Genomic DNA, 24109 nt, shown 5'->3' with positions numbered 1-24109 from the left:
AAACCCTCGCTCAGGACTACCTTGACGCCATGTCTTGCAAGCCCTTCGGCGGGTCGAAAGATCGCAGCCTGCGGCAGCTCCTACACTATCCGGGTGTAAACCCGATCCCATAGGAGCTGCCGCAGGCTGCGATCTTTTGATCTTCCAAAGCTCGCTAAACCCGTCAATGTACGATTCGAGGTAAGTCCCATGTCTGAACAAACCCTGGCTGTCCACGCACCCTACAACGGCGCAGTCGTCGGTCATGTGGCCATTTCCACCCAGGCCGATGTCGAGCAGGCATTGGGTGTTGCCCACGGTCTGTTCAGCGACCGCAGCCAGTGGCTGTCCAAGCCTCGGCGCATTGAAATTCTCCACCGCGCCGCGCAATTGATCGGTGAACGCAAGATCGAGATCGCCACCCAGGCGGCCCGTGAAGGCGGCAAGCCGTTGAAGGACTCGATTGCCGAGGTTGAGCGCGGCATCGACGGCATCCTCAACAGCATCGAAGTATTGCGCTCCGAGGGCGGTCATGTGATTCCCATGGGGCTCAACGCTGCCTCGGCGAACCGTGTGGCGTTCACCCAATACGAGCCGATCGGCGTGATCGCGGCCGTCTCGGCGTTCAACCATCCGTTTAACCTGATCGTGCATCAAGTGATACCGGCCATCGCCGTCGGCGCACCGGTGATCGTCAAACCGGCAGCGAACACACCGCTCAGTTGCCAGACCCTGGTCGATATCCTGATCGAGGCCGGCCTGCCCAAGGGTTGGGCACAAATGGTGTTGCCGACCGATAACGCCATCACCGGCAAACTGGTGGCCGACCCTCGGGTGGGATTCTTCAGCTTCATCGGCTCGGCAGCCGTGGGCTGGATGCTGCGCTCGACCCTCGCGCCGGGCACTCGCTGTGCGCTGGAGCACGGCGGTGCGGCACCGGTGATGCTGGCCGCCGATGCCGACCTCGATGACGCCCTGCCGCGCATCGCCCGTGGCGCCTTCTTCCACGCCGGACAGGTCTGCGTGAGCGTGCAACGGATTTTCTGCCACCGCAGCATCGCCGAACAGGTCGCCGTGCGCCTCGGTCAACTGGGCGACGCCATGGTGGTCGGCGACCCGACCGACCCACGCACCGATGTCGGCCCGCTGATCGCCGGGCGCGAAGTGAACCGCGTGAGCCAATGGGTCAATGATGCTGTTGCCGGCGGTGCACGCCTGATTTCCGGTGGCCGCATATTGGACAACAATTGCTATGCGCCAACCGTACTGCTGAACCCGGCCATCGATTCGAACGTGATGCAAAAAGAAGTGTTCGGCCCGGTGGTGGCGGTGTATGCCTACGACGACCTGGCCGAAGCGATCCAGTTGGCCAACGCCCTACCCTACGCTTTCCAGGCCGCCGTTTTCACCCAGGACCTGGACACCGCCATGCAGTGCTACCAGGACCTGAACGCCACCGCGGTGATGGTCAACGAAAGCACCACGTTCCGCGTCGACTGGATGCCATTCGCCGGGGCGAGCCTGTCCGGGCACGGCGTGGGCGGGATTCCTCACACCATGAAGGACATGCAGGTCGAGAAGATGATGGTCTGGCGTTCGAAGGCCATACGGGGTTGATCTAATGTAGGAGCGAGCCTGCTCGCGATGGACGTTAACGATTACGCGGGGTTACGGGCTAAACGCGACCCTCTTGAGTCCATCGCGAGCTCGCTCCTGGTCATGCCTGCCCTTCGAGCAGATGATCCAGAAACAACCCCGCGACGCCCGACAGCGCCTCTCGCGAGCGAACGCACACGCTCAGCTCGCGGGATGCCCATGTCTCGTCCAGCCGGATCACCTTCGCACTGTCCATTCTGTAAATCCGTGCGCTCCCCTCAGGCATGATGCCAATGCCCAGTCCGGCCTGAACCATCAGGCACATCGCATCGTAGCTGGAAACTTCCATACGGATTTTCAGCGAACGGCCCAGGTCGTTGGCCGCCTTGATCAATTGAAAGTTCAGATGAGTGCCGCTGCGCAAAGCGATGTGCTCGTGCTCCAGGGTTTCGCTGAATTTGACTGATTGACGTTCGGCCAACGGGTCGCCATTGGGCACGAGCAACACCAGCCGATCAGTGCGAAACGGAAAGACCTCGATGTCGGCGCCATGGGGCAGCCGCGTGAAGATTCCGATGTCGGCGCGGTTTTCCGCCACGGCTTTGGTAATGGCCAGGCTTTGCTTTTCTTCAAGGCTGACATTGATCAGTGGGTACAGGTCCATGAACGATTTGATCAGGCCGGGCAGGAATTGAGTGATGGCAGAGATGTTGGCCAGGACATGCACCGAGCCACGACGGCCGTGAGAGTAATCGCGCATCTGCACGACAATTTCGTTGAGGTTGTTCAGCACACTGCGGGCCATGAACAATAACGACAGGCCGGCATCGGTCGGCGTGATGCCTTTATTGGTGCGATTGAGCAGCTTGGAGTCCAGCAGCTCTTCCAGTTCGCTGAGTCGTTTGCTGACCGCCGCCGCAGCGATGTGTTCGCGCTTGGCGGCGGCAGCGATGGTGCCCTCTTCGACGACGCTGACAAAAAGCCGTAGCGAGACCGGATCGAGTTTCATGTGAAGTACCGGTTGGCGGACCTGAAAGACCGCCATAGTACCCTCACTGGCATCGACTCAGAATGCTCCGGACAGCAGATGTCCGGCGTTTGGCACCTGCGCTTTGAGGCCGAGGGTCTTCAGCATCTGGTAAACGGTCGCAACCGACGCCGACAAAACCGGTTTGTCGAGGCGATCCTGGACAATCTGGATCGCTGGCAGCGACGGCATCTGTACACAGCAAGACAACACCACGCCATCGGCTTGTCCGATATTCAGCTTGTCAGCATGGGCCACCAGATTCATCGGGTCCAGGCGACCGACTTCGAGGTTGTCAGAGACCTCCAGGCTGATGGAATCGACCACTTCAATACCGGCCGCCTCGATGTAGTCGATGACTTGTTGGGTCAGCGGCTTCATATACGGCGTAATGATCGAGATTTTCTTGTAGTCGAGCATGTGCAGGCTATCGATCAACGCCCCGGCGGAACTGAGTACCGGAGCGGCCGACTGGTTGGAGGCAACGGTTTTGCTCAAACGCTCCTGTGAGACTTTGTGATAGCCAGGGCCCTGGCACATGATCGCCACCAGGCAGGCATAGGCCATGACATCAACCCGCGCATCGCTCAACTCAAGCGCACAACGGTCACTGTCGATGTCCATTTTTTTCAGCTCTTCGGGGCTGACATGCATCATGCGCATGCGCGAAGAGTGGAAAGTGAAGCGCTCTTCGGGAAACAGCGAATAGCGCGAAGTAAGCATCGCCGGGATTTCGGTCTCCATCGTCGTGTTGGAGCTGGGTACGATTTGGCCGATTCGAAAGTTTTTCATGGAGTTTTCCTTTGAACAGTGCTGATCAGTTGCCGCTGGTGAGTTGAACGCCTTTGGTTTCCTGCAACGTGAACACCATGACGGCGGCGATGACGTAGGAAACGGAGGCCAGGGAAATGGTGGCCGTGAAGCCGATGAGCGGGATGAGTACCGGCACCAGCTTGATGCCTGCTATGGCGCCGACCCGCCCGAAGTTGAAGCAAAAACCCGATGCGGTAGAACGGATGCTGGTCGGGAACAACTCCGAGTACCAGGCGCCGAAGCCGCTGAAATATCCGGTGAAAAAGCCCAGCAGCGCCGCCAGTGAACCGAGGGTGATGACGTTCTGGGTGGTGAACAGCAGCTTGCCTTCCGTCAGCGGCATCAACGTCGCCGAGTAGGCAAACACGGGCACCATGATTGCCATGCCGGCAAAGAACACAGCGAACGACAAACGACGGCCGATGCTTTCGGCCAGGTAGCCGTAAGCCAGATAACCGATGGTGGCGCCAATACCGATCCAGATGACAAACACCGGCGCCTGATCGATACGAACATTGAGAATGTTCTGCAAATAAGCCGGCATGAAGGTGGTAATGATCCAGTAGCCGTACATGCCCAGTACCGAAATGCTCAGGCCCAGCAAGGTCAATTTCAGGTACTGCGGGCGGAAGATCTCCATCAGCCGGCCTTTATCGGTGTTATTACGCATGAATTCGCGGTTGGCCAGCCAGACCGGCGACTCCTTGACGAACAGCCAGATGAACACCAGGGTGAAATACGCCGGGATCGAGGCATAGATGAACAACATCCGCCAGGATTCAGGGTTACTGCCATCGAGGAACGTCCAGGCGAAAATCGCCGCCAGCAAACCACCCCCCGACCAACCGGTCTGCATGACCGCAAAGGCCTTGGCACGTCCTACCGGCGGCCAGATCTCCGAAACCAGCGCCGCAGCGGCGGACCACAAACCACCCACGGCGATGCCAACGCAAAAGCGAAACAGGTTGAGCTGCCAAAGGCTGTCGGCGAAACCGCAGAGCAAGGTACCGGTGCCGTATACAAACACTGACAACATCATGGTTTTCTTGCGGCCGATCTTGTCGGAGATATTTCCCAGGAAAAAACCACCAATTCCCGTCGCCAGCAGAAACCACGCAACAGTGGACACAACATCGCCCAGGCCAACGGCAAAGGTCTTGGCGACCGCCAGCAGAACAAAACCAAAGACGGTCGCATCCAGCGCATCGAACAACCAGGCGGCCCAGGAGCCTCCCAGCGTGACGTAACGCTGACTCGCAGTCAGCTGGCCAACGCCATCCACCACAGGGGTACCGGTCGTAGATCCGGCAGCGAGGGTTTTCATGGTTAAACCTCCGGGACTCTCATTATTATTTTTGCGAACCCGTGCGCCGACGCAGATCGGCGAACAATTGCTCATGTGTGACCGATGTTAGGAGGGGAAAAACGAGTCGTATATCAGGCATTCACGAGCCTGCCATCGCGGATGGCGATGGCACTGCGAAGCAGACCCGCTACACTTTTCTGGCTCCGCCGCGGCACATGCCCGGCCAAACCTTGTCTCCTGATCTGGAGGTATCCCATGAGCGACAGCACCGAACTCACGACTTTCACCGGCTGGGCCGCCATGGCAGCCGGCGCCCCGCTGGAGCGCTACAGCTACGACCCCGGTCCCTTGGGTGAAGAGGACGTTGAAGTCGCCGTGGAGTATTGCGGCGTCTGCCACTCCGATCAGTCGTTGATCGACAACGAGTGGGGTATCAGCCAGTACCCGTTTATCCCGGGCCATGAAGTGGTCGGCCGTATCGTGCGGGCGGGCGCACAGGTGCGCGGTCTTGAATTGGGGCAACGAGTAGGCATTGGTTGGTACAAGGGCAGTTGCATGCATTGCCCTTCGTGTATTGAAGGCTCCCACAACCTTTGCACGACGGCCCAACCGACCATCATCGGCAGCAACGGCGGCTTCGCCGATCGGCTGCGTTCGCACTGGGCCTGGGCCCTTCCGATCCCCGCCGGCCTCGATCCGGCCATGGCCGGACCGCTATTCTGCGCAGGCTCCACGGTGTTCAACCCGCTGGTGCAATTCAACGTCAAGCCCACTGACCGGGTCGGCGTCGTGGGCATCGGCGGCCTCGGTCACCTGGCCCTGCGCTTCCTCAATGCCTGGGGTTGCGAGGTCACGGCCTTCACGTCGTCATTGAACAAGCAAGAGGAAGCCAAGCGCCTAGGCGCACACAACGTCGTCGCCTCGACCGACAGCAATGCGCTGAAGGCCATTGCCGGCACCCTGGATTTTCTGTTGGTCACCGCCAACGCCAACCTCGACTGGCCCGCCATGCTCGGCACCCTGCGCGGCAAGGGTCGCCTGCATTTCGTTGGCGTGGTGCCCGGCGCGATTCCTGTGCACGTGTTCGACCTGCTTCCCCAACAGAAAACCCTGTCCGCCTCACCGGTCGGCTCGCCCGCCATCACGGCGAAAATGCTGGAGTTCTGCGCGCGCCATCAGATCCTGCCGCAGGTCGAGCAGTTTCCGATGAGCCGGGTCAACGACGCCATCGATCACCTGCGCAGTGGCAAGGCACGCTATCGCGTGGTGCTGGATGCCGGCAAATGAAAGACCGGCGCGCCGGCCAACACCGCACACGATCCCTGTAGGAGCTGGCTTGCCAGCGAAAGCGGTGGGTCAGTCAACATCGGTGTCGACTGACAATCCGTTTTCGCTGGCAAGCCAGCTCCTACAGAGGATTGGGTGCGTCCGCAAATGTCAGGTCGGCTGTCAGGCCGCCATCGCTGGCAAGCCAGCTCCCACAGGGGATTGGGTACAACCGCAAAGCCAGGTCGGCTCGAAGGCCGCCTCGCTTTGGCTGTTGCGGTGTTCGCCCCCTCGAGAGGCCGCGCGAGCAAGCTACGCTCCTACAGGCTCTTCCAAGTGACCCGCCGTCAGGGCGGAACCCTAAGTGGCCGTTGCCGCAGCAATGGATATGTACTCGGTCAACAACACTCAGGTTGGCCTGAAGGCCGCCTTCACTGCGATGCGGCGACCCGACAAGCCAGCTCCTACAGGGGATCGCGTTCTTCCGGATGCTTATACCAAAGCGTTAATTGCAGACACCGATGTCTGGTGGTCGACGTTCTTGTTTGGCCATAAATTCACCGCAACGAGGTGATCGGTGCCGTAGCCCGACTGACCGCCTCGGACCTTGCCAAACGCTATCTATAGAACGCCTATGAGTATTGAAAAATGACTGACGAGACAAGCGGAACCACCCGTCGCGCCTTGATGACCAGCGGTGCCATGGTCGCCGCTGCACTGGCCGTGACCGTCCCTGCGCTGGCGGCGCAGCAAACACCGGCAGCAGCGCCTGCTTCAGGCAAAAGCGACGGCAATGGCAACGGCTCGGGAATGATCACAGTCAAGGACGGCACGCGAATCTTCTACAAGGACTGGGGCACTGGCCAGCCAATTGTGTTCCACCACGGCTGGCCGCTCTCCAGCGACGACTGGGACACGCAGATGCTGTTTTTCCTCAGCAAGGGTTTCCGCGTCATCGCCCACGATCGTCGCGGCCATGGCCGCTCGTCCCAGACCACGGTCGGCAACGACATGGACACCTACGCCGCCGACGTTGCCGAGCTGATGGCACACCTCGACATCCGTAATGCCGTGCACATCGGCCACTCCACCGGAGGCGGTGAAGTGGCCCGTTATGTGGCACGCCATGGCCGTGGTCGCGTGGCCAAAGCGGCGCTGATCGGGGCCGTTCCGCCGATCATGCTACGCACCGCGAACAATCCGGGTGGCCTGCCTCTGGATGTCTTCGATGGCTTGCGTAAAGCCTTGGCCGACAATCGCGCGCAGTTTTATCGTGATTTTCCCTCAGGCCCCTTCTACGGTTTCAATCGCCCGGGCGCGAAGGTCTCCGAATCCGTAATCAACAACTGGTGGCGCCAGGGCATGAGCGGCGGGACCAAGGCGCAGTACGACTGCATCAAGGCCTTCTCGGAAACCGACTTCACCGATGACCTGAAGAACATCGAGGTGCCGACCCTGGTGCTGCACGGCGAAGACGACCAGATCGTCCCCATCGCCGACTCGGCACGGCTGGCGATCAAGCTGCTCAAGCATGGCACGCTGAAAACATACCCTGGCCTGCCCCACGGCATGTGCACCACCCATGCCGACATCATCAATGCGGACCTCCTGGCGTTCATCAAGAGCTAATGCTGCACCGCGAAAACAGTAACCGGTAATCGCACCGCAGGCGCCGAATCATGCCCCACGCCATGTTCGGCGCCTTGTGCTGCAAGCCAGTCACCGGGCGCTCACCCGAAGAAACTCACTGACCGCCCCCAGCACTGTGTCCGGAGCCTCGCGATGGGGCACGTGATGGCAATCATCCACAATCAAGTATTCGCCGGAGGCTGTCGACAGCCGCGCGATACGCTTCGGATGCAGGTCTGAGCCGTACTCATCGTACTGGCCGTGGATGGCAAGCAATGGGCAGTGAATGGCGTCGATCGTGCTTTCGATTGTCCAGTCGCTGAAGGCCGGCGAAAGCCAGGTGCGCGTCCACGCCGACAACACCCATTGCGCTTTATCGCCGTGATATTTCTCAAGCCGCGACATCTGTCCCGGCTCCTCGAATTGCGCCTCTGCCACTCGAATACCTTGTAGCGTCCGATCCTCGACGAACGCCTGTGCTGAAACGGTGATCAACGCCGTGCAGCTTTGTGCGCACAGGGACGCACAGGTCGCTGCCATGGCGCCGCCGACGCTATGGCCGAATGCGACAAAACGATCGAACCCCAATGCGGCCTTGAGGTGCACAAAGAAGCGCTCGGCTTCGTCACGGATAAAGTGCAACGGCATTGGCCCGGGGTAAGCGTCGGACTGACCGAAACCGAGCCGGTCGTAGGCAATCACCTCACGGCCGGTAGCCCGGCACAATTGCCCGGGAAAATCCCGCCACAGGGACACGCATCCCAGCGAGTCATGGAAAAGAATGATGGGGGGTTGTTCCTGTTTGCCTGAACGGTCCTCAGGGAACCAGCGACAACAAAACAACCGGCCGTGTGGCGTATCGATCCAGAGGGTTTCGGTATTGATGGACAAATGCATGCAAGGCCTCGGCAGTTAAGTCGCCCAGCTTACAGGAACCGCAGGACACCGCCGTAGTCCCGATCACTCAGGACGTCGCCCCCTCGCCCATCACATCGTCGGCCCAACTGATGGCCGCCACGACGGTCGGAAAACCGATGGTGCTGGTCAGCGCGACGAGGGTGTGAAGGATCTGCTCCGGCGTGGCGCCCGCCTCCAGTGCCCGTCGGGTATGGCTGTGCACGGCGCCCTCGGAGCGGATGGCCGCCGCGGCACCGAGCTGGATCAACTGCACCGTTTTCTCGTCCAGCGGGCCGGCGTGACGCACCGCCGTGCCCAACGCCTCAACGGCGCCCAGATAATCCGGGTACTGCTGTTTGAGGGTTTCGTAGGTTTTGTGCTCTCTCTTCTTCGCCATTTTCATTTCTCCGCGCAGGTGTAAACCCATTCCATTGTAGGAGCTGCCGCAGGCTGCGATCTTTTGATCCTGCCTTTTAGGAATCAAAAGATCGCCGCCTCGTTGCGCTCGACAGCTCCTGCAGGCAAAAACTTGCGAAAAGCGACAGTAGGCTAAGCTATGTTCAGCTAATTGCTCACGATGCTCGCGTCTGCAGGTTTTGGGTTGTTTCTGGAGAGCGTCTGCAACAGCTATTTCAGACAGGCCCCAAACAATTTGCGCAGGACTTGCCGTGATGACCGAGCCACTTCTCAGTTTTGACGAACTCAAGCGTGCCGCCGCCTCCGGCGAAATAGATACCGTTCTGGTGTGCATGGTCGACATGCAGGGGCGACTGGTCGGCAAGCGATTCCAGGTCGAGTTTTTCATCGACAGCGGTCATGAAGAAACCCACTGCTGCAATTACCTGCTGGCCGACGACATCGACATGGAGCCGGTACCGGGTTACGCCGCCGCCAGCTGGAGCAAAGGCTACGGCGACTTTGTGCTCAAACCCGACATGCGCACCCTGCGCAAGGTGCCCTGGCTGGAGTGCACGGCGCTGGTGCTGTGCGATGTGCTCGATCATCACCATCGCCGGGACTTGCCCCACAGCCCGCGGGCGATCCTGAAAAAACAGGTCGAGCGCCTGCGCGAGCGCGGCTACACCGGCATGTTCGCCTCGGAACTGGAGTTCTACCTGTTCGACGAGAGCTACGAGGCCATTCACAAGCGCAATTACCACAAGCCGAAAACCGCCGGGCACTACATCGAGGACTACAACATCCTGCAAACCACCCGCGAGGAACCGGTGCTGCGGGCAATCCGCAAGCACCTGCAAGCCAGCGGCATTCCGGTGGAAAACTCCAAGGGTGAATGGGGCCCAGGCCAGGAAGAGATCAACATCCGCTATGCCGACGCCATGACCATGGCCGACCACCACGTCATCATCAAGCATGCCTGCAAGGAGATCGCGCAGCTCCAGGGCAAGGCGATCACGTTCATGGCCAAGTGGCGCTACGATGCCGCCGGTTCCAGCAGCCACATCCATAATTCGCTGTGGGACAAGAACGCGAAGAAGCCGCTGTTCTTCGACGCCAAGGCCGAGTTCGGCATGTCGAAACTGATGCGCGCCTGGGTGGCCGGACAGCTCAAATACGCCAACGACATCACCTGTTTCCTCGCGCCCTACATCAACTCCTACAAGCGCTTCCAGGCCGGCACCTTCGCCCCGACCCGCGCGGTGTGGAGCCGCGACAATCGCACCGCCGGTTTCCGTTTGTGTGCCGAAGACAGCAAATCCATCCGCATCGAATGCCGTATCGGCGGCGCCGACCTCAATCCCTATCTGGCCTTCGCCGCGCTGATCGCCGCGGGACTGGCGGGGATCGACGAAAAACTCAACCTCGAAGCGCCCTACGAGGGCGATGCGTATGTAGACGAGCACTTGCCCGAAGTGTCCAAGACCCTGCGCGATGCCTGTGCCGCGCTGCAGGGCTCGAGCATGTTGCGCGAGGCGTTCGGTGATGAAGTGATCGACCACTACGTGCACACCGCCGAATGGGAGCAGAAGGAGTACGACCGGCGGATTACTGATTGGGAATTGCAGCGCGGTTTCGAACGTTACTGAGATAACACGGGTTAAAACAATCATGACGGAGAAGATTCAGCTCATCTCCCCGGTCGATGGCCGGGTCTACGCCGAGCGTGAATGCGCCGACCTTGTCCAGCTCGATAAGGCCCTGGACATCGCCGCCCGTGCTCAGGCGCAATGGAAACGCCGGCCCCTGAGCGAACGCGCGGCGTTTTGCAGTGCGGCAGTGGACGCGATGCTGGCCATGAAGGATGAAATCGTCCCGGAACTGGCCTGGCAAATCGGCCGCCCGGTACGTTATTGCGCGGGAGAGCTGCGCGGCTTCGAAGAGCGTGCCCGGCATATGATCGCCATTGCGCCAGAGGCCTTGGCTGATGTCGTACCCACGCCGGTCAACGGTTTTCGCCGGCATATCAAACGCGAACCGCTGGGCACGGTACTGGTCATCGCCCCGTGGAATTACCCTTACCTGACCGCCGTGAACACGATCATCCCGGCGCTGATGGCCGGCAACAGCGTCATCCTCAAGCAAGCTTCGCAAACCCTCCTGGTCGGGGAGCGTTTCGCCGAGGCCTTCCGTCGCGCGAATCTGCCTGAGGGGCTGTTCCAGAACCTGGTACTCAGTCATCTGCATACGGCCGTCGCCATCTCCTCCGGGAAGGTTCATCAAGTGAACTTCACCGGTTCGGTGGACGGCGGCAAGACCATGGAACACGCGGCCGTCGAAGGCTTTCTTGGCCTGGGCCTGGAGCTCGGCGGCAAGGACCCGGCCTACGTCCGCGCCGATGCCGATCTCGAACACGCCGTGGAGAATCTGGTGGATGGCAGCTTCTTCAACTCAGGACAAAGCTGCTGCGCCGTGGAGCGCATCTATGTCGATCAAAAAATCTACCCGACCTTTATCGAGCGCTTCGCCGCCCTGACCCGCCAGTATGCATTGGGCAATCCGCTGGACGAAGCCACCACCCTCGGTCCGTTGGTGAGCCCGAAGGCGGCCGAATTCGTGCGCGACCAGATCGCTGCGGCAGTGAACCAGGGTGCGAAAGCGCTGATCGACCCAAAGGACTTTGCCGCAAGCGTGCCGGGCAGCGCCTACCTCGCGCCGCAGGTACTGGTAGATGTAACCCATAAGATGTCGGTGATGCGCGATGAAAGCTTCGGCCCGGTGGTCGGCATCATGCCGGTGGCCAACGATGACGAAGCCATCGCCTTGATGAACGACAGTGAGTTCGGACTGAGTGCGTCAATCTGGACCCGGGATCTCGCCGCCGCCGAACGCCTGGGCAACGAGATCGACACAGGCACTGTGTTCATGAACCGCTGCGATTACCTGGACCCGGCCCTGGCCTGGACCGGCGTGAAGAACAGTGGCCGCGGCGTGACGCTGTCGCGCCTGGGCTACGAACACCTGACCCGAGCCAAATCCTTCCATTTGCGCCACGAGATCTAAGCCATGAGCCTGACCGGAAACTGGAACTACCCCACGAGCATTCGTTTCGGCGTCGGCCGCATCGGCGAGCTGGCCGAGGTCTGTCGCAGCCAGGGTATCCAGCGACCGTTACTGGTCACCGACAGCGGCCTGGCGCGGGCCCCGATCACCACGGCAGCCCTCGACTCTTTACGCGTCGCGGGCTTGGGCGCTGCGCTGTTTTGCGACCTCAAGCCCAACCCGGTCGAAGCCAACCTGGCCGGCGGGCTCGACGCCTGGCGCGCGGGAAACCACGACGGCGTGGTGGCCTTTGGCGGTGGCAGCGGCCTGGACATGGGCAAGCTCATCGCGTTCATGAGCGGGCAGACCCGGCCGGTGTGGGATTTCGAAGACATCGGCGACTACTGGACCCGTGCCGATGAAAGCCGTATCGCCCCGGTCATTGCGGTGCCAACCACCGCCGGCACCGGCTCTGAAGTGGGTCGGGCCGCGGTGATCATCGACGATCGTACCCACACCAAACGCATTATCTTCCACCCGAGAATGATGCCGCGCGTGGTGATCAGCGACCCGGCCCTGACCGTTGGCATGCCGGCAAAAGTGACTGCCGGCACGGGGATGGATGCGCTGTCGCATTGCCTGGAATCGTACTGCGCCCCCGGTTTCCACCCGATGGCCGACGGCATCGCGGTGGAAGGCATGCGCCTGGTGGCCAATGCGCTGGTGCGCGCGGTGCACACCCCTTCCGACCTCGATGCGCGCGGGCAGATGCTGGCGGCCGCAGCGATGGGTGCCACCGCCTTCCAGAAAGGCCTGGGTGGCATGCACGCCCTGGCGCATCCGATTGGCGCGCTGTACGACACCCATCACGGCATGACCAACGCCACCCTGATGCCCTATGTCCTGAAATTCAATCGCCCGGCCATCGAGGAGCGCATCACGCGCCTGGCCGCGTATTTACATCTGCCCTCCCCGGGCTTCGACAGTTTCCTGGCCTTCGTCCTCAAATTGCGCAAGGACATCGCCGTGCCGCACACGCTGTTTGAACTGGGGGTGGATGACAAACAGGCCGACCTGATCGCGGACATGGCGATGGTCGACCCGTCGGCCGGCGGCAACCCGTTGCCGTTGACCCGGGCCGGCGTGGCGGAAATTTTCGATGCGGCCTTCCACGGCCGCCTGTAGGAGCGAGCTTGCTCGCGATGAACTCAAGGACGATGCGTTCATTCAGACAACACGCGTCATCGTTGACGTCCATCGCGAGCAGGCTCGCTCCTACAGGGTTTCACCGATTGAAGTCAGGAGCAGTACGACAAGGGGTTGAAGGCCAGGCCGTCCGGCGTTCCGGATGGATGCGTATCAAAACCTGAAGGGGCACACAACAATGAACCCAGCAAGCCAGCCCGGCACCGACGCGCACGACGATGACGTCAAAGTGCTGCACAGCATGGGCTATGCCCAGCAACTTTCGCGACGAATGGGCGTTTTCTCCAACTTTGCGATTTCCTTTTCGATCATCTGCATCCTGTCCGGTGGCATCAACTCACTCGCCCAGGGCACTTCGGGCTCGGGCGGTGCGTCGATCGGCATCGGCTGGCCAATCGGTTGCCTGATTTCCGGGGTGTTCGCCCTGGCCATGGCGCAGATTTCCTCGGCCTACCCCACCGCCGGCGGTCTGTACCATTGGGGTTCGATCCTGGGCAACCGCTTTACCGGTTGGCTCACGGCGTGGTTCAACCTGCTGGGCCTGGTCACGGTGCTCGGTGCGATCAACGTCGGCACCTATTACTTCTTCTTTGGTGCCTTCGGCCCGTCGCTGGGCATGGCAGACACCACCACGACACGGGTGATTTTCCTGGCGATCCTCACCGGCCTCCAGGCCTTGTGCAACCACCTGGGGATCGGCCTGACCGCCAAGCTCACCGACTTCTCCGGCTACCTGATCTTCGCCACGGCACTGGCACTGACCATCGTCTGCCTGATCTCGGCGCCCAGCTTCGAATTTGCCCGGCTGGTGACCTTCGGCAACTACTCCGGCGCGGCCGGCGGCGCCGTCTGGCCACAGGTCTCCAACGGCTGGATCTTCATGCTCGGCCTGCTGTTGCCGATCTACACCATCACGGGCTACGACGCCTCGGCGCACACCTCCGAAGAGACCCGCAATGCCGCCATGTCCGTACCACGGGGCATGGTCATGTCGGTGGTCTGGTCGCTGCTGTTCGGCTGGGTCATGCTCAGCGCTTTCGTGCTGATGCTGCCGAGCATGGACGAGGCGGCCAAGCAAGGCTGGAACGTGTTTTTCTGGGCCATGAACACCCAGGTCAATCCGTTGCTCAAGGACGCGTTGTACGTGGCGATTTTCATCTCCCAGGTGCTGTGCGGGCTGGCCACCGTGACCTCGGTTTCGCGGATGATCTTCGCCTTCTCACGGGATGGTGGCTTGCCTTGCTCGAAAGCACTGGCCTCGGTCTCACCAACCTTTCGCAGCCCGGTGGCGGCGATCTGGACCGGTGCCACCCTGGCGGTGTTGTTCGACTGGGGATCGTCGGTGATATCGGTCGGTGAAACGCCGGTCTATACCATCGTGGTCTCTTGCACGGTGATCTTCCTGTTCTTCTCCTTCATCATTCCCATCGTGCTGGGCCTGTTTGCCTACGGCACCTCGAAATGGCCGGTCATGGGTCCCTGGAACATGGGGCGCTTCTGGTACACGGTGTTTTCCCTGCTTTCCGTGCTGTCGATGGTGATCATTTTTGTCATCGGCATTCAACCGCCGAATGACTGGGCGCTGTACATCACCATCGGGTTTCTGGTGTTGACGGCGATTGTCTGGTTTGGGTTCGAGGCCCGGCGCTTCCAGGGACCGCCGGTGGGGGATGTGATTATCAGGCGGCAGGCGGAGATTGCCGCAGCCGAGGCGGCCCTGAACAAGCCCGGAGGCTAAACATCAATCAACTGTAGGAGCGAGCCTGCTCGCGATAGCGTCGTCACATTCAACATCCATAGTGACCGAAACACCGCTATCGCGAGCAGGCTCGCTCCTACAAGTATGTGCTCAGCAGGGACTCAAGCCACTTCCATCAACCTCGCATACTCCCGCAAGTGATGATCATCATCCCCAAACTGCCGCGCCACCATCAGCAAATGCTTGGCATGGTGCGACAGCATGTACTCCCACGTCAGCCCAATTCCGCCATGCAACTGAATCCCCTGATCGGCCACGTACCGGCTGGCACGGCTGACAATGAACTTGGCCGCCGCCAGCACACGGCTACGCGCTTCACTGTCCGCCTGATCCGCCACGCACGCCGCCAGCAGGGTCATGGATGTCGCCTGGTCCAGCTCGATGCGCATGTCCACCATACGATGTTGCAACACCTGGAACTTGCCGATGGGCTGGCCAAATTGCTGTCGTGTCTTCAGGTAATCAAGGGTCAATGCACAGGCCGCTTCCATGCTGCCGACGGCTTCGGCGCATTGTGCGGCGATGCAGCGGCCTTGCTGGTAACGCAACGCCGGCAACGCCCGCCCCACTTCGCCCAGCACCGCGTCGCTCTTGACGAATACATTCTCCAGATAGAGATCGCAAGCCATCCGTCCGTCCATGGTCGGGAAGGTTCGACGGCGCACGCCAACCTCATGCGGATCAAGCAGAAACAGGCTGATGCCTTCCTCCTTACGAAGGCCATGGCTGGTACGGGCCGACACCACAATCAACCCCGCACTTTGCCCGCCAACCACCACGGACTTGCGACCATTTAGCGTCCAGCCTCCCGTCACCGGCTCCGCCACGGTTTGCACGTCGTGCAGCTGGTAATGACTCTGCGGCTCATCCAGCGCCACCGTCATCTGCAAAGCGGCGCTCCCCAGTGGTGGCAGCAGCGTTTGTTTCTGTGCCTCGGTGCCCAACTGCGCGACCAGGCCACCGGCGAAAATCACCGAATGCAGGTAGGGTTCCAGACACAAACCACGACCCAGCTCGGTCATGATCAGCATGCTCTCCACGCCACTGCCGCCGAATCCCCCGTACGCCTCGGCGAACGGCACAGCGCACAATCCAAGGTCACCCAGTTGCTGCATGAACGCCGGGCTGAAACCCTGTTGGCTTTGGCTGAAAGCCTCGCGCCGCTCGAAACCGTAGGTGTCACGCACCAGCCTCGCGACGGTGTCTTGCAGCATCAGCTGCTCTTCTGTCAGTTTGAAATCCATGGTCGGCCCCTTACAGTTCGAGAATCATTTTGGCGATGATGTTCTTCTGGATCTCGTTGGCCCCGCCATAAATCGAGGCCTTGCGCGCATCCAGGTACTGATAGGTGGCCGCGCTGCTGTAATCGGTGTACAGCAACGGTTCACTGCCGTAGCCCAGCTCGTCTTCAATGAACGGCATGGCGTAGGGGCCCACGGCCTTGCTGATCAGGTAAGTGATTGCCTGCCGGATCTCGGTGCCCCTGATCTTCAGGAACGAACTTTCCGCCCCCGGCACACCGCCATCGCTGACCGCCGCCAGGGTACGCAGGTTGCTCATTTCGGCCGCCATCAACTGCATCTCGACCTCGGCAATCTGTGTGCGGAACAGGGGGTCTTCGATCAGGGGCCGACCGTCGCGCACTTGCTGGCTGGCGATGCGTTTCAGACGGCTGAGCAATGCCTTGTTCTGGGCAATCCCGCCGATGCTGGTGCGCTCATGGGTCAGCAAGTATTTGGCGCAGGTCCAGCCTTCGTTTTCCTGGCCGACCAGGTTGGCCACCGGTACCCGCACGTTGTCGAAGAACACTTCGTTGACTTCATGCTCGCCGTCCAAAGTGATGATCGGCCGCACGGTGATACCCGGCGTTTTCATGTCGATCAGCAGAAAGGAAATGCCCCGCTGCTGCCGCGCCTCGGGGTCGGTGCGCACCAGGCAGAACATCCAGTCGGCAAAGTGCGCCAGGGTGGTCCAGGTTTTCTGGCCGTTGACCACATAGTGATCGCCATCGCGCACGGCACGAGTCTTCAGGGAAGACAGGTCGGAGCCCGCGCCCGGTTCGGAGTAACCCTGGCACCACCAGTCTTCGCTGGTGAGAATGCGCGGTAGATAACGCGCCTTCTGCTCGGCGGTACCAAACTTGATGATCACCGGGGCGACCATTTTCAACCCGAAGGACGAGACTTTCGGCGCACCGACCGCAAAGCACTCCTCGTCGAAAATATGCTTTTGCACGTCGCTCCAGCCAGTGCCGCCAAACTCCACCGGCCAACCCGGCGCGAGCCAGCCCTGGCGGTTGAGCGTGCGCATCCATTGCACCTGATGTTCTTTGCTCAGGCGTTTGCCCAGAGAGATGCGTTCGGCGAATTCGGCCGGCAGGTTGTCACGCAGAAACCCACGCACCTCCTCGCGAAACACCATTTCGTCCGGCGTGAAATGTATGTCCATCAATCAACTCCAAATGACGCTTGGTCGTGCACTCATCCAAATACTGCGGGGAACCCTGTGGGAGCGGGCTTGCCCGCGATAGCGGTTTATCGTTCACATTGTTGGTGAATGTGCCGCCGTCATCGCGGGCAAGCCCGCTCCCACAGGGTTATGTGTCGCTTGGTCAGTCGTTAAAGACGATCACCGAGCGCGCCAGCTCACCACGACGCAGTTCATCGAATGCCTCGTTGATCTGATCCAGACGGATGCGCTGGGAAATCATTTCATCGAGCTTGAGCTTGCCCGCCATGTAGAAATCAACGAGGCGCGGCATGTCGACCGGGAAGCGGTTGGAGCCCATCAACGACCCCTGAATGCGCCGCTCGTGCAGGAGCTGCAGCGGGTCCAGTTCGATTTTCAGGCCTGGCTTGAGCATGCCGATCACGGTGGCGGTGCCGCCGCGGGCCAACATCGCGAATGCCTGTTCGGCGGTCTGCTTGAGGCCGATGCACTCGAAGGAGTGATGCACACCGCCACGGGTCAGTTCCATCACTTGCTTGGCGGCGTCGCCGTCGCGACCGTTGATCAGGTCGGTGGCACCGAACTGCCGGGCCAGTTCCAGCTTGGAATCGAGCATGTCGATGGCGATGATCCGCCCTGCCCCGGCCAGCGCCGCACCGTTGATGGCCGCCAGGCCAATGCCGCCGCAGCCGATCACGGCCACGGTCTCGCCCGGACGCACTTTGGCAGTGTTAAACACCGCGCCGGTGCCGGTGGTGACGGCGCAACCGAGCAAGGCGGCGCGGTCCAGCGGCATGTCGCGGCGGATCGCCACACAGGCGTTTTCGTGCACCAGCATTTGCTCGGCAAAACCGGACAGGTTGACGAACTGCGGCATCGGCTTTTGCACGTAGGTCAAGCGCGGTTCTTCATCCTTGTCACGCTTGGTTTCCGGCGACACGCAACGGGCCAGATGACCGGTCACGCAGTGTTCGCAATGGCCGCAGAATACGGTCAGGCAGGTGACCACGTGATCGCCGGGCTTGACCGAACGCACCTCGGAACCGACCTGTTCGACCACGCCGGCCGCTTCGTGGCCCAGCACCAACGGGCCGGGAAACGGGAACGAACCGTCGATGACATGCAGGTCCGAATGGCAGACACCCACCGCCTTGGTACGGATCAGCACCTCACGCGGGCCCGGTTTGCTGATGCCCACTTCTTCAATGACCAGCGGGGCTCCAACCTGGTGGAATACGGCAGCTTTCATGGCAGTTCTCTCAAGAATGAAATGGGGTTCAGGCCGGGTTTGGCGCGGTGCGAAGGACAGCTTTGGCATGGCTGAAGGTGCGGAAACCATCGATGCCGTGGTACGCCCCCATGCCGCTCTGGCCGACGCCGCCGAACGGCAGGCCTTCGGTGCTGGCATGGCTCAGCACACCGTTGAGGGTCACACCACCGGAACAGGTGCGGGTCAGTACTTGCGCTTCCTCGGCGGCATCGTTGCCGAAGTAATAGAGCGCCAACGGACGTGGGCGCGCGTTAATGAACGCGATGACTTCGTTCAGGGTGTCATAGGGCTTGATCGGCAGCAGCGGACCGAAGATCTCGTCCTGCATCACCTGCAGATCGTTGCCGGGATCGCGCAGCAGCGTCGGCACGATCTTGTTGCGCGCGCCCTCGCCGAAATCCTCACCCGCCGCGTTGAGTTCGATCAGCTCGACACCCGCCTCGCGTGCTTCGCTCAGGTAGCCTTGCAGGCGTTCGAAATGACGGGCATTGATGATGGAGGTGTACTCGGGATTGTCCTTGAGCATCGGGAAGAACCTGGCAACCACCGCTTTGGCGACAGCGACGAACGCCTCTACCGATTCCTGTGGTACGAACACATAATCCGGCGCCACGCACAGTTGACCCGCGTTGAGCAGTTTGCCGATGACAGTCTTGGCCACCGCGTCCTTGAAGTCTGCCGTGCGCGAGATAATTGTTGGCGACTTGCCGCCCAGCTCCAGGGTGACCGGCACCAGGTTTTCCGCCGCGGCACGCAACACGTGCTTGCCGATGCTGGTGGCACCGGTGAACAGCAAATGATCGAACGGCTGGCCGCAGAACGCCTGGCCGACCTGCGCGCCACCCAGCACCACCGCCACTTCCTCTTCGGCATACACCGAGCGGATCAACCGGGCGATCAGGGCCGAGGTGTGCGGGGTGAATTCCGACGGTTTGATCATCACCCGGTTGCCGGCGGCCAAGGCACCGGCCAGGCCACTGAACACCATGTAGCCGGGGACATTCCAGGCCGTGACGATGCCCACCACCCCCAGCGGCTGGTATTGCACCCAGGCTTCACCGGCTTTGGCATGACGCTGTTCGGGACGCATCCATTCGGCCAGCTCGGCCTTGGTCTGATGGAGCGTCGCGAGCGGCGACAGCACTTCACTGCCCCTGGAGAAGCTTGGGCTGCGATGGCCGAAATCGGCCGTCAGGGCGTCGATGATCGCCTGCTCGTGGCTGACCAGCAAACCGATTGCCCGGTCGAGCAATTCGCAACGCTGCTCGAGGGTCCAGGGTTCACTGGCCAGGAAGGCGGACCTCTGCTTTTCCAGGACCGTGCGGATTTCACAGCTCGTCGAATGCTCGATGGCGCTCATCACTACCTCTCTTGTTTTGGTCGGGACGCAGCCGTGATTGCACAGCACGGCGTCGGGGCTGGCTGCATGGTTGACCATCGCCGGCACCACGCCGCCACCCGGATCAGGTGGTGGGCGTTTTCAGGCCAGGATGCCCATGGCCTTGGCGCTATTGATCGCCTGGGTGCGACGGCATGCGCCGAGCTTGACGTTAATGTTCTTGGCGTGGGTCTTGACGGTATTGACCGAGATGAACAGGCGATGACCGACTTCTCGCACCGACATGCCTTCGGCCAGTAGCTTGAGCACCGACATCTCGCGGGGCGTCAAGTCGTCCTGATAGTCCGGTACGCCCGTGATGCGCGTCATTGCGGGCTTGTCGGTGTCACGGGTCTGTTCGCGGGCCAGGTTCCGGGCTTTTTGCAGGGCAATCGGCCCTTGGTAACACGCGCCGTCAATCTTGCCCCAGTGCATGCGCCGCTCGGCTTCGTACAGCAGCAACTGGGCTTTTTCCGCCTCATGGTTTTGGGAGGCTATCTCGGACAGCAACAGGTAGGCATCGAGCACGAAGGGGGCGCAGGCATCGCAAACCTGCAACAGCCCTGCCCGCAAGACGTGCTCGGCCTCACGGGCGTGCCCTTGTTGCACCAGCAATTCACCCTGCAGGAACATCAATCGACCGAGCAATGGATACGGCGAGGTCCTGCTGCCAGTCAGTTGCGCAAGCTCGGAAAGCAGCAATGATTGGGCCATGCCGGTTTGCCCCTGGAGCGCCATCAATCGCACCCGGTCCGCATTGACCAGCACTTCCGCTTCACGACTGCCCCGGCGCCGGGCAAGCTCCAGCGAATGCTCCAGCAACACCTGGGCCTCGGTCAGTTCGCCGGTTTTCATGGCGATACGCGCCAATGTGCAATGACACAACAACACCGACAGCCAATCCGCATCCATCAGATAACGAAGGGCTGCATGGCAATGCTGACGACCCTGTTCGACGTTGCCGCGCAGGGCGTGCAAGGTGCCGGACAACGCTTGCCAGTTCGCCAACAGGCGTTGATGGCGTTGTGGATCGGGCAGCGGCAGGAAATGCCCCAGGCGTTGCAGGCACTCGTCGGCCTCCTTCAGCCGGCCACTGAACAACAACGCCTTGGCGCACAGGTAGATCAGACGCGGGCTGCTGTGCAGCAGTTGCGGTTCGATGCGCTCGCGCCAACCCATGAGTTTGCTCAGATGGCGTTCGCCGAGTATCCAGCTGAGCCATAAGCGCTCCATGTAGTTCGCGGCGACTTCCGGCTGATCGGCGCACAGGGCTTGCTCGACGGCATCGTCGACATGCCCCGATACGCTGAGCCACTGACAGGCCCGCAGCCGCAAGCGGTTCAACGGCGCACCGCTCAATTGTCCTTGCAGGGCCCGGGCCACGGCGGGCAACAACCGGAACCAGCCCGGTTGATGGTCGACGGGGACCAGAAACGCCTGGCATGCCAACAGACTGTCGAACACCCGGCCGGCCTGCCGGCCTTCCCAGAGTCGTTCACAGAAATCTGCGTTGGCCTTGGGCAAATGCGCCAGGCCCAACAGCACCTCGCGCTGGTCAACGCTCAAACGCGACAAGAGTTCGCGCCCGAGGTATTGGTCGAGCAACGACGAAGGCCCCGGCAATAACAAACGAACACCCGCGCACCATCCGCCAGTCACCTGCCAGAGCCGTTCCCGGGCAGTGGCATCTGTCTGGGGCGACAACCCATCGATCAGCGATTCGAATTCATCCGGACGCAAGGCCAACTGTCTGGCGTCCAGTTCAAGCAACTGGCCGTCGAGCATCAGGCGCGGCAGGTTCCAGTCGGGGCGCTGGCGGCAGGTCACCCGTATTTGCAGGTGGGGGTTTTGGAGGGACAGGAGTTGGTCGAACCAGTGATTCAGGTCGGCGGGCATTTGTGCAGGGAGATCATCGAAGACAAGGCGAAGCTTTGAATACTCGTTGCCTGATAGGGCCCCATCGCTGGCGAGCCAGCTCCCACAGGGGAATGCGGTCAACTGTGGGAGCTGGCTTGCCAGCGATGGCGATAGACCTGCCAACTCGATCAATGCATCAGACGCATTATCGGCCGCCACCCCAAGCTCACCCGCCAGCATCGTGGTCAAACTGCCCAGTGTTTGCGGCTGTCCATCGAACCCCAACCAAACCACCCGCCCCGGCGCAACCTCACCCCGCAAACACTCGCGCAGCAACGCCGTTTTCCCATACCCCGCCGGCGCGCACAGCAGTTGCAATCGATGCGGCGAGCGCTTGAGTACATCGCACAAATGCGGCCGTGGCACAAACATGGCGGACCTCACTGATGGAGAAAGGATTCCATCATTGGCCCGCACGACGGTTAGCGCGCCACCCGCATCAGGTGGCTGGATGTACTACCGTCATCGCGGGCAAGCCATGCTCCCACAGGACTTGTGCCGTTCACGAACATCGCGGTCGACACAAAACCTGTGGGAGCATGGCTTGCCCGCGATGGCGTAGGCGCCCACAACACAGACGCCGACTGACCCACTGCTATCGTAGGTAAGACACGATCCTGTTAGCGGATACCGGCGTTACGTAGCGCAGACGGGGTGAAGTCGGTCATCTTCGCGGTCATGCCATAGGTGGTTGCATGCTTGGACTGGTTGGTCATCGCCAGCACGTTGTAGCGACCGGCGATCAGGTCATAGATCCCGAGCATGGCGAAGTTGGGGGCACCGCGCTCGTAATCGTTCAACGCATACCCTTCCGCCACCCGCCACAGCTGCCCACGGCCGTCATAGTGATCGACTTCCGCCAGTTGCCAGGTGTCCTCGTCGAAGTACAGGTCACGCTTGGCATAGACGTGACGCTGGCCCGGCTTGAGCGTGGCCTCGACATGCCAGACCCGGTGCAGCTCATAGCGCGTCAGGTCCTGGTTGATATGCCCCGGCTTGATGATGTCGTCGTACTTCACCTTGGGCGACTGCAAACGGTAGTTGTTGTACGGGATGTACAGTTCTTTCTTGCCGATCAGCTTCCAGTCATAACGGTCCGGCGCGCCGTTCATCATGTCGGTGTTGTCGGCGGTACGCATGCCGTCCGAGCCATTGCCAGGGCCGTCGTAGGCCACTTGCGGCGCGCGGCGCACCCGCCGTTGCCCGGCGTTGTAGACCCAGGCCAGGCGCGGTTCCTTGACCTGGTCGATGGTCTCGTGAATCAGGATCACACTGCCGGCCATGCGCGACGGTGCGGTGATTTCCTGTTTGTAGTAGTACAGAACGTTGTCGCCTTCCCCCCCCTCGACGCCTTCCATCAATTGCGGGAACGCCAGTTTGTCGTCGTACTCGACGATGGAATACGAGCCGTTGGTCTGCGGTGCGGCCTGGGCAGCCTGGCGCTCCATGTTCCCGCCACGATAACGGTTGGTGTGGTTCCAGTAGACCTCGACGCCGTTTTTCGGAATCGGGAACGGGTAGTAGCGGGTTTGCGAGAAGTTCAGCAAGCCATTGCCATCGGCGGTCAGCTCGGTGGTCACCGCGCTCTTTTTGGCGATGTCATAGATGTTCTGTGGCGACGCCGCCGTGCGCTGGGTCTTGTACACCGGGATCTTGTAGCTGTCCGGATAGCGCTTGAACATCGCCAGTTGGCCCGGGGTCAGCTTGTCCTTGTACTGCTCGGCATTGGCGGCGGTGATGATCACCTGCGGCTTTTCACCGGCGAACGGATCACCCAGGAAACCGTTGTCCAGCGCCGCCGCACCCGGCTTCAAGCCTCCGGTCCAGGCCGGGATGCTGCCGTTGGCATTGCCCTCTTTCTGGGCGCCCAAAGGCGTCAGCGTGGTGCCCAGTTGAGCGGCTTCCTGGGGGGTGACGGCGGCCATGACACTGCTGGCCAGCAACGACAGACTCAGTGCGCCTGCTTGCAGAATGAAACGTACGTTCATGTTGATAGTCCTCTGGCAGGGTTGCATCAGAAATTCACGCCGAAGCTGAGCGCAACGTAGTCGCGGTCGACGTTGGTGTTGAAATCGCCACCGAAGTAGTTGGTGTAACGCGGGGTGGGGGTGGTGGGGGTTCGGGTGTGGGGGTGTGCGGCGGGGTGTGGGTGGGGTGGGGGGTGGCTGGAGGTCTGGGGG

At 61.2% G+C, this 24109-nt stretch carries 19 protein-coding genes; 8 read left to right on the top strand and 11 right to left on the bottom strand.

Annotated elements, in window-relative coordinates; genetic code table 11:
• Positions 1-189 precede the first annotated feature (189 nt).
• Positions 190-1596: an aldehyde dehydrogenase family protein gene (locus GPL81_RS29850; RefSeq protein WP_160109654.1), complete on the top strand. Its 1407-nt coding sequence runs from the start codon at positions 190-192 to the stop codon at positions 1594-1596.
• 100 nt (positions 1597-1696) lie between these two features.
• Here GPL81_RS29850 and GPL81_RS29845 read toward each other — a convergent pair whose 3' ends face one another.
• From GPL81_RS29845 to GPL81_RS29835, 3 genes are read right to left on the bottom strand one after another with little or no spacing between them, the layout of a single operon-like run.
• The gene (locus GPL81_RS29845) at positions 1697-2584 is read right to left on the bottom strand and encodes a LysR family transcriptional regulator (RefSeq protein ID WP_160109653.1); all 888 of its coding nucleotides are present in this window, start codon (positions 2582-2584) and stop codon (positions 1697-1699) included.
• Positions 2585-2641: 57 nt separating this feature from the next.
• Complete coding sequence (locus GPL81_RS29840; protein ID WP_160109652.1) at positions 2642-3394, bottom strand: maleate cis-trans isomerase family protein; 753 nt, start codon at positions 3392-3394, stop codon at positions 2642-2644.
• 25 nt (positions 3395-3419) lie between these two features.
• On the bottom strand, positions 3420-4739 hold the full coding sequence (locus tag GPL81_RS29835) for an MFS transporter (protein WP_160109651.1): 1320 nt from the start codon (positions 4737-4739) through the stop codon (positions 3420-3422).
• Between the two features lie 237 nt (positions 4740-4976).
• On the opposite strand from GPL81_RS29835, the gene ahr reads away from it, so the two are divergent.
• The 3 genes from ahr (at position 4977) to GPL81_RS29820 (ending at position 7616) form a co-directional block, all read left to right on the top strand.
• Entirely contained in the window at positions 4977-6008 is a 1032-nt protein-coding gene (gene ahr, locus GPL81_RS29830; protein WP_160109650.1) for an NADPH-dependent aldehyde reductase Ahr, read from the top strand.
• A gap of 343 nt (positions 6009-6351) precedes the next feature.
• Positions 6352-6561: a hypothetical protein gene (locus GPL81_RS29825; RefSeq protein WP_160109649.1), complete on the top strand. Its 210-nt coding sequence runs from the start codon at positions 6352-6354 to the stop codon at positions 6559-6561.
• 236 nt (positions 6562-6797) lie between these two features.
• Positions 6798-7616: an alpha/beta fold hydrolase gene (locus tag GPL81_RS29820; protein WP_246219004.1), complete on the top strand. Its 819-nt coding sequence runs from the start codon at positions 6798-6800 to the stop codon at positions 7614-7616.
• 90 nt (positions 7617-7706) lie between these two features.
• On the opposite strand, the gene GPL81_RS29815 is transcribed toward GPL81_RS29820, so the two are convergent.
• On the bottom strand, positions 7707-8513 hold the full coding sequence (locus GPL81_RS29815; protein ID WP_160109647.1) for an alpha/beta fold hydrolase: 807 nt from the start codon (positions 8511-8513) through the stop codon (positions 7707-7709).
• 67 nt (positions 8514-8580) lie between these two features.
• Positions 8581-8910 carry a carboxymuconolactone decarboxylase family protein gene (locus tag GPL81_RS29810; RefSeq protein ID WP_160109646.1) on the bottom strand — a complete coding sequence of 110 codons (330 nt, stop codon included), beginning with the start codon at positions 8908-8910 and terminating at the stop codon, positions 8581-8583.
• A gap of 274 nt (positions 8911-9184) precedes the next feature.
• Between GPL81_RS29810 and GPL81_RS29805 the strand changes: the two genes are divergently transcribed.
• The 4 genes from GPL81_RS29805 to GPL81_RS29790 all read left to right on the top strand — a co-directional run bounded on the left by GPL81_RS29805 (position 9185) and on the right by GPL81_RS29790 (position 14895).
• Positions 9185-10558, top strand: coding sequence for a glutamine synthetase family protein (locus GPL81_RS29805; RefSeq protein WP_160109645.1), 1374 nt, complete (start codon positions 9185-9187; stop codon positions 10556-10558).
• 22 nt (positions 10559-10580) lie between these two features.
• The gene (locus GPL81_RS29800; protein ID WP_160109644.1) at positions 10581-11972 is read left to right on the top strand and encodes an aldehyde dehydrogenase family protein; all 1392 of its coding nucleotides are present in this window, start codon (positions 10581-10583) and stop codon (positions 11970-11972) included.
• A gap of 3 nt (positions 11973-11975) precedes the next feature.
• Positions 11976-13136: an iron-containing alcohol dehydrogenase gene (locus GPL81_RS29795; RefSeq protein ID WP_160109643.1), complete on the top strand. Its 1161-nt coding sequence runs from the start codon at positions 11976-11978 to the stop codon at positions 13134-13136.
• Positions 13137-13335: 199 nt separating this feature from the next.
• Positions 13336-14895, top strand: coding sequence for an amino acid permease (locus tag GPL81_RS29790; protein WP_160109642.1), 1560 nt, complete (start codon positions 13336-13338; stop codon positions 14893-14895).
• 122 nt (positions 14896-15017) lie between these two features.
• Here the strand turns inward: GPL81_RS29790 and GPL81_RS29785 are convergent, their stop codons facing one another.
• The 6 genes from GPL81_RS29785 to GPL81_RS29760 form a co-directional block, all read right to left on the bottom strand.
• Positions 15018-16160, bottom strand: coding sequence for an acyl-CoA dehydrogenase family protein (locus tag GPL81_RS29785; RefSeq protein WP_160109641.1), 1143 nt, complete (start codon positions 16158-16160; stop codon positions 15018-15020).
• 10 nt (positions 16161-16170) lie between these two features.
• The gene (locus GPL81_RS29780) at positions 16171-17364 is read right to left on the bottom strand and encodes an acyl-CoA dehydrogenase family protein (RefSeq protein WP_160109640.1); all 1194 of its coding nucleotides are present in this window, start codon (positions 17362-17364) and stop codon (positions 16171-16173) included.
• Between the two features lie 163 nt (positions 17365-17527).
• Positions 17528-18613 (bottom strand): Zn-dependent alcohol dehydrogenase, encoded by a 1086-nt coding sequence (locus GPL81_RS29775; protein WP_096510525.1) that lies wholly within the window; start codon positions 18611-18613, stop codon positions 17528-17530.
• Between the two features lie 28 nt (positions 18614-18641).
• Positions 18642-20072, bottom strand: coding sequence for a coniferyl aldehyde dehydrogenase (locus GPL81_RS29770; RefSeq protein ID WP_246219003.1), 1431 nt, complete (start codon positions 20070-20072; stop codon positions 18642-18644).
• A 42-nt stretch (positions 20073-20114) separates the two neighbouring features.
• Positions 20115-22301 carry a LuxR C-terminal-related transcriptional regulator gene (locus GPL81_RS31765; protein WP_160109639.1) on the bottom strand — a complete coding sequence of 729 codons (2187 nt, stop codon included), beginning with the start codon at positions 22299-22301 and terminating at the stop codon, positions 20115-20117.
• A gap of 248 nt (positions 22302-22549) precedes the next feature.
• Positions 22550-23917, bottom strand: a complete 1368-nt coding sequence (locus GPL81_RS29760) for a DUF1329 domain-containing protein (RefSeq protein WP_160109638.1) — start codon at positions 23915-23917, stop codon at positions 22550-22552.
• Positions 23918-24109: the final 192 nt, after the last annotated feature.

The sequence above is a fragment of the Pseudomonas izuensis genome (assembly GCF_009861505.1).
GTDB classification, from domain to species: Bacteria; Pseudomonadota; Gammaproteobacteria; order Pseudomonadales; family Pseudomonadaceae; genus Aquipseudomonas; species Aquipseudomonas izuensis.
The sequence above is the reverse complement of the archived record's forward strand: the minus strand, read 5'-3'. Positions and strand labels throughout refer to the sequence as shown.

Bases quoted from the DNA above. Each gene is read 5' to 3' on its own strand.
- GPL81_RS29850 (WP_160109654.1), top strand. From the start codon at position 190: ATGTCTGAACAAACCCTGGCTGTCCACGCACCCTACAACGGCGCAGTC.
- GPL81_RS29845 (WP_160109653.1), bottom strand. From the start codon at position 2,584: ATGAAACTCGATCCGGTCTCGCTACGGCTTTTTGTCAGCGTCGTCGAA.
- GPL81_RS29840 (WP_160109652.1), bottom strand. From the start codon at position 3,394: ATGAAAAACTTTCGAATCGGCCAAATCGTACCCAGCTCCAACACGACG.
- GPL81_RS29835 (WP_160109651.1), bottom strand. From the start codon at position 4,739: ATGAAAACCCTCGCTGCCGGATCTACGACCGGTACCCCTGTGGTGGAT.
- ahr (WP_160109650.1), top strand. From the start codon at position 4,977: ATGAGCGACAGCACCGAACTCACGACTTTCACCGGCTGGGCCGCCATG.
- GPL81_RS29820 (WP_246219004.1), top strand. From the start codon at position 6,798: ATGATCACAGTCAAGGACGGCACGCGAATCTTCTACAAGGACTGGGGC.
- GPL81_RS29815 (WP_160109647.1), bottom strand. From the start codon at position 8,513: ATGCATTTGTCCATCAATACCGAAACCCTCTGGATCGATACGCCACAC.
- GPL81_RS29810 (WP_160109646.1), bottom strand. From the start codon at position 8,910: ATGGCGAAGAAGAGAGAGCACAAAACCTACGAAACCCTCAAACAGCAG.
- GPL81_RS29805 (WP_160109645.1), top strand. From the start codon at position 9,185: ATGACCGAGCCACTTCTCAGTTTTGACGAACTCAAGCGTGCCGCCGCC.
- GPL81_RS29800 (WP_160109644.1), top strand. From the start codon at position 10,581: ATGACGGAGAAGATTCAGCTCATCTCCCCGGTCGATGGCCGGGTCTAC.
- GPL81_RS29795 (WP_160109643.1), top strand. From the start codon at position 11,976: ATGAGCCTGACCGGAAACTGGAACTACCCCACGAGCATTCGTTTCGGC.
- GPL81_RS29790 (WP_160109642.1), top strand. From the start codon at position 13,336: ATGAACCCAGCAAGCCAGCCCGGCACCGACGCGCACGACGATGACGTC.
- GPL81_RS29785 (WP_160109641.1), bottom strand. From the start codon at position 16,160: ATGGATTTCAAACTGACAGAAGAGCAGCTGATGCTGCAAGACACCGTC.
- GPL81_RS29780 (WP_160109640.1), bottom strand. From the start codon at position 17,364: ATGGACATACATTTCACGCCGGACGAAATGGTGTTTCGCGAGGAGGTG.
- GPL81_RS29775 (WP_096510525.1), bottom strand. From the start codon at position 18,613: ATGAAAGCTGCCGTATTCCACCAGGTTGGAGCCCCGCTGGTCATTGAA.
- GPL81_RS29770 (WP_246219003.1), bottom strand. From the start codon at position 20,072: ATGGTCAACCATGCAGCCAGCCCCGACGCCGTGCTGTGCAATCACGGC.
- GPL81_RS31765 (WP_160109639.1), bottom strand. From the start codon at position 22,301: ATGTTTGTGCCACGGCCGCATTTGTGCGATGTACTCAAGCGCTCGCCG.
- GPL81_RS29760 (WP_160109638.1), bottom strand. From the start codon at position 23,917: ATGAACGTACGTTTCATTCTGCAAGCAGGCGCACTGAGTCTGTCGTTG.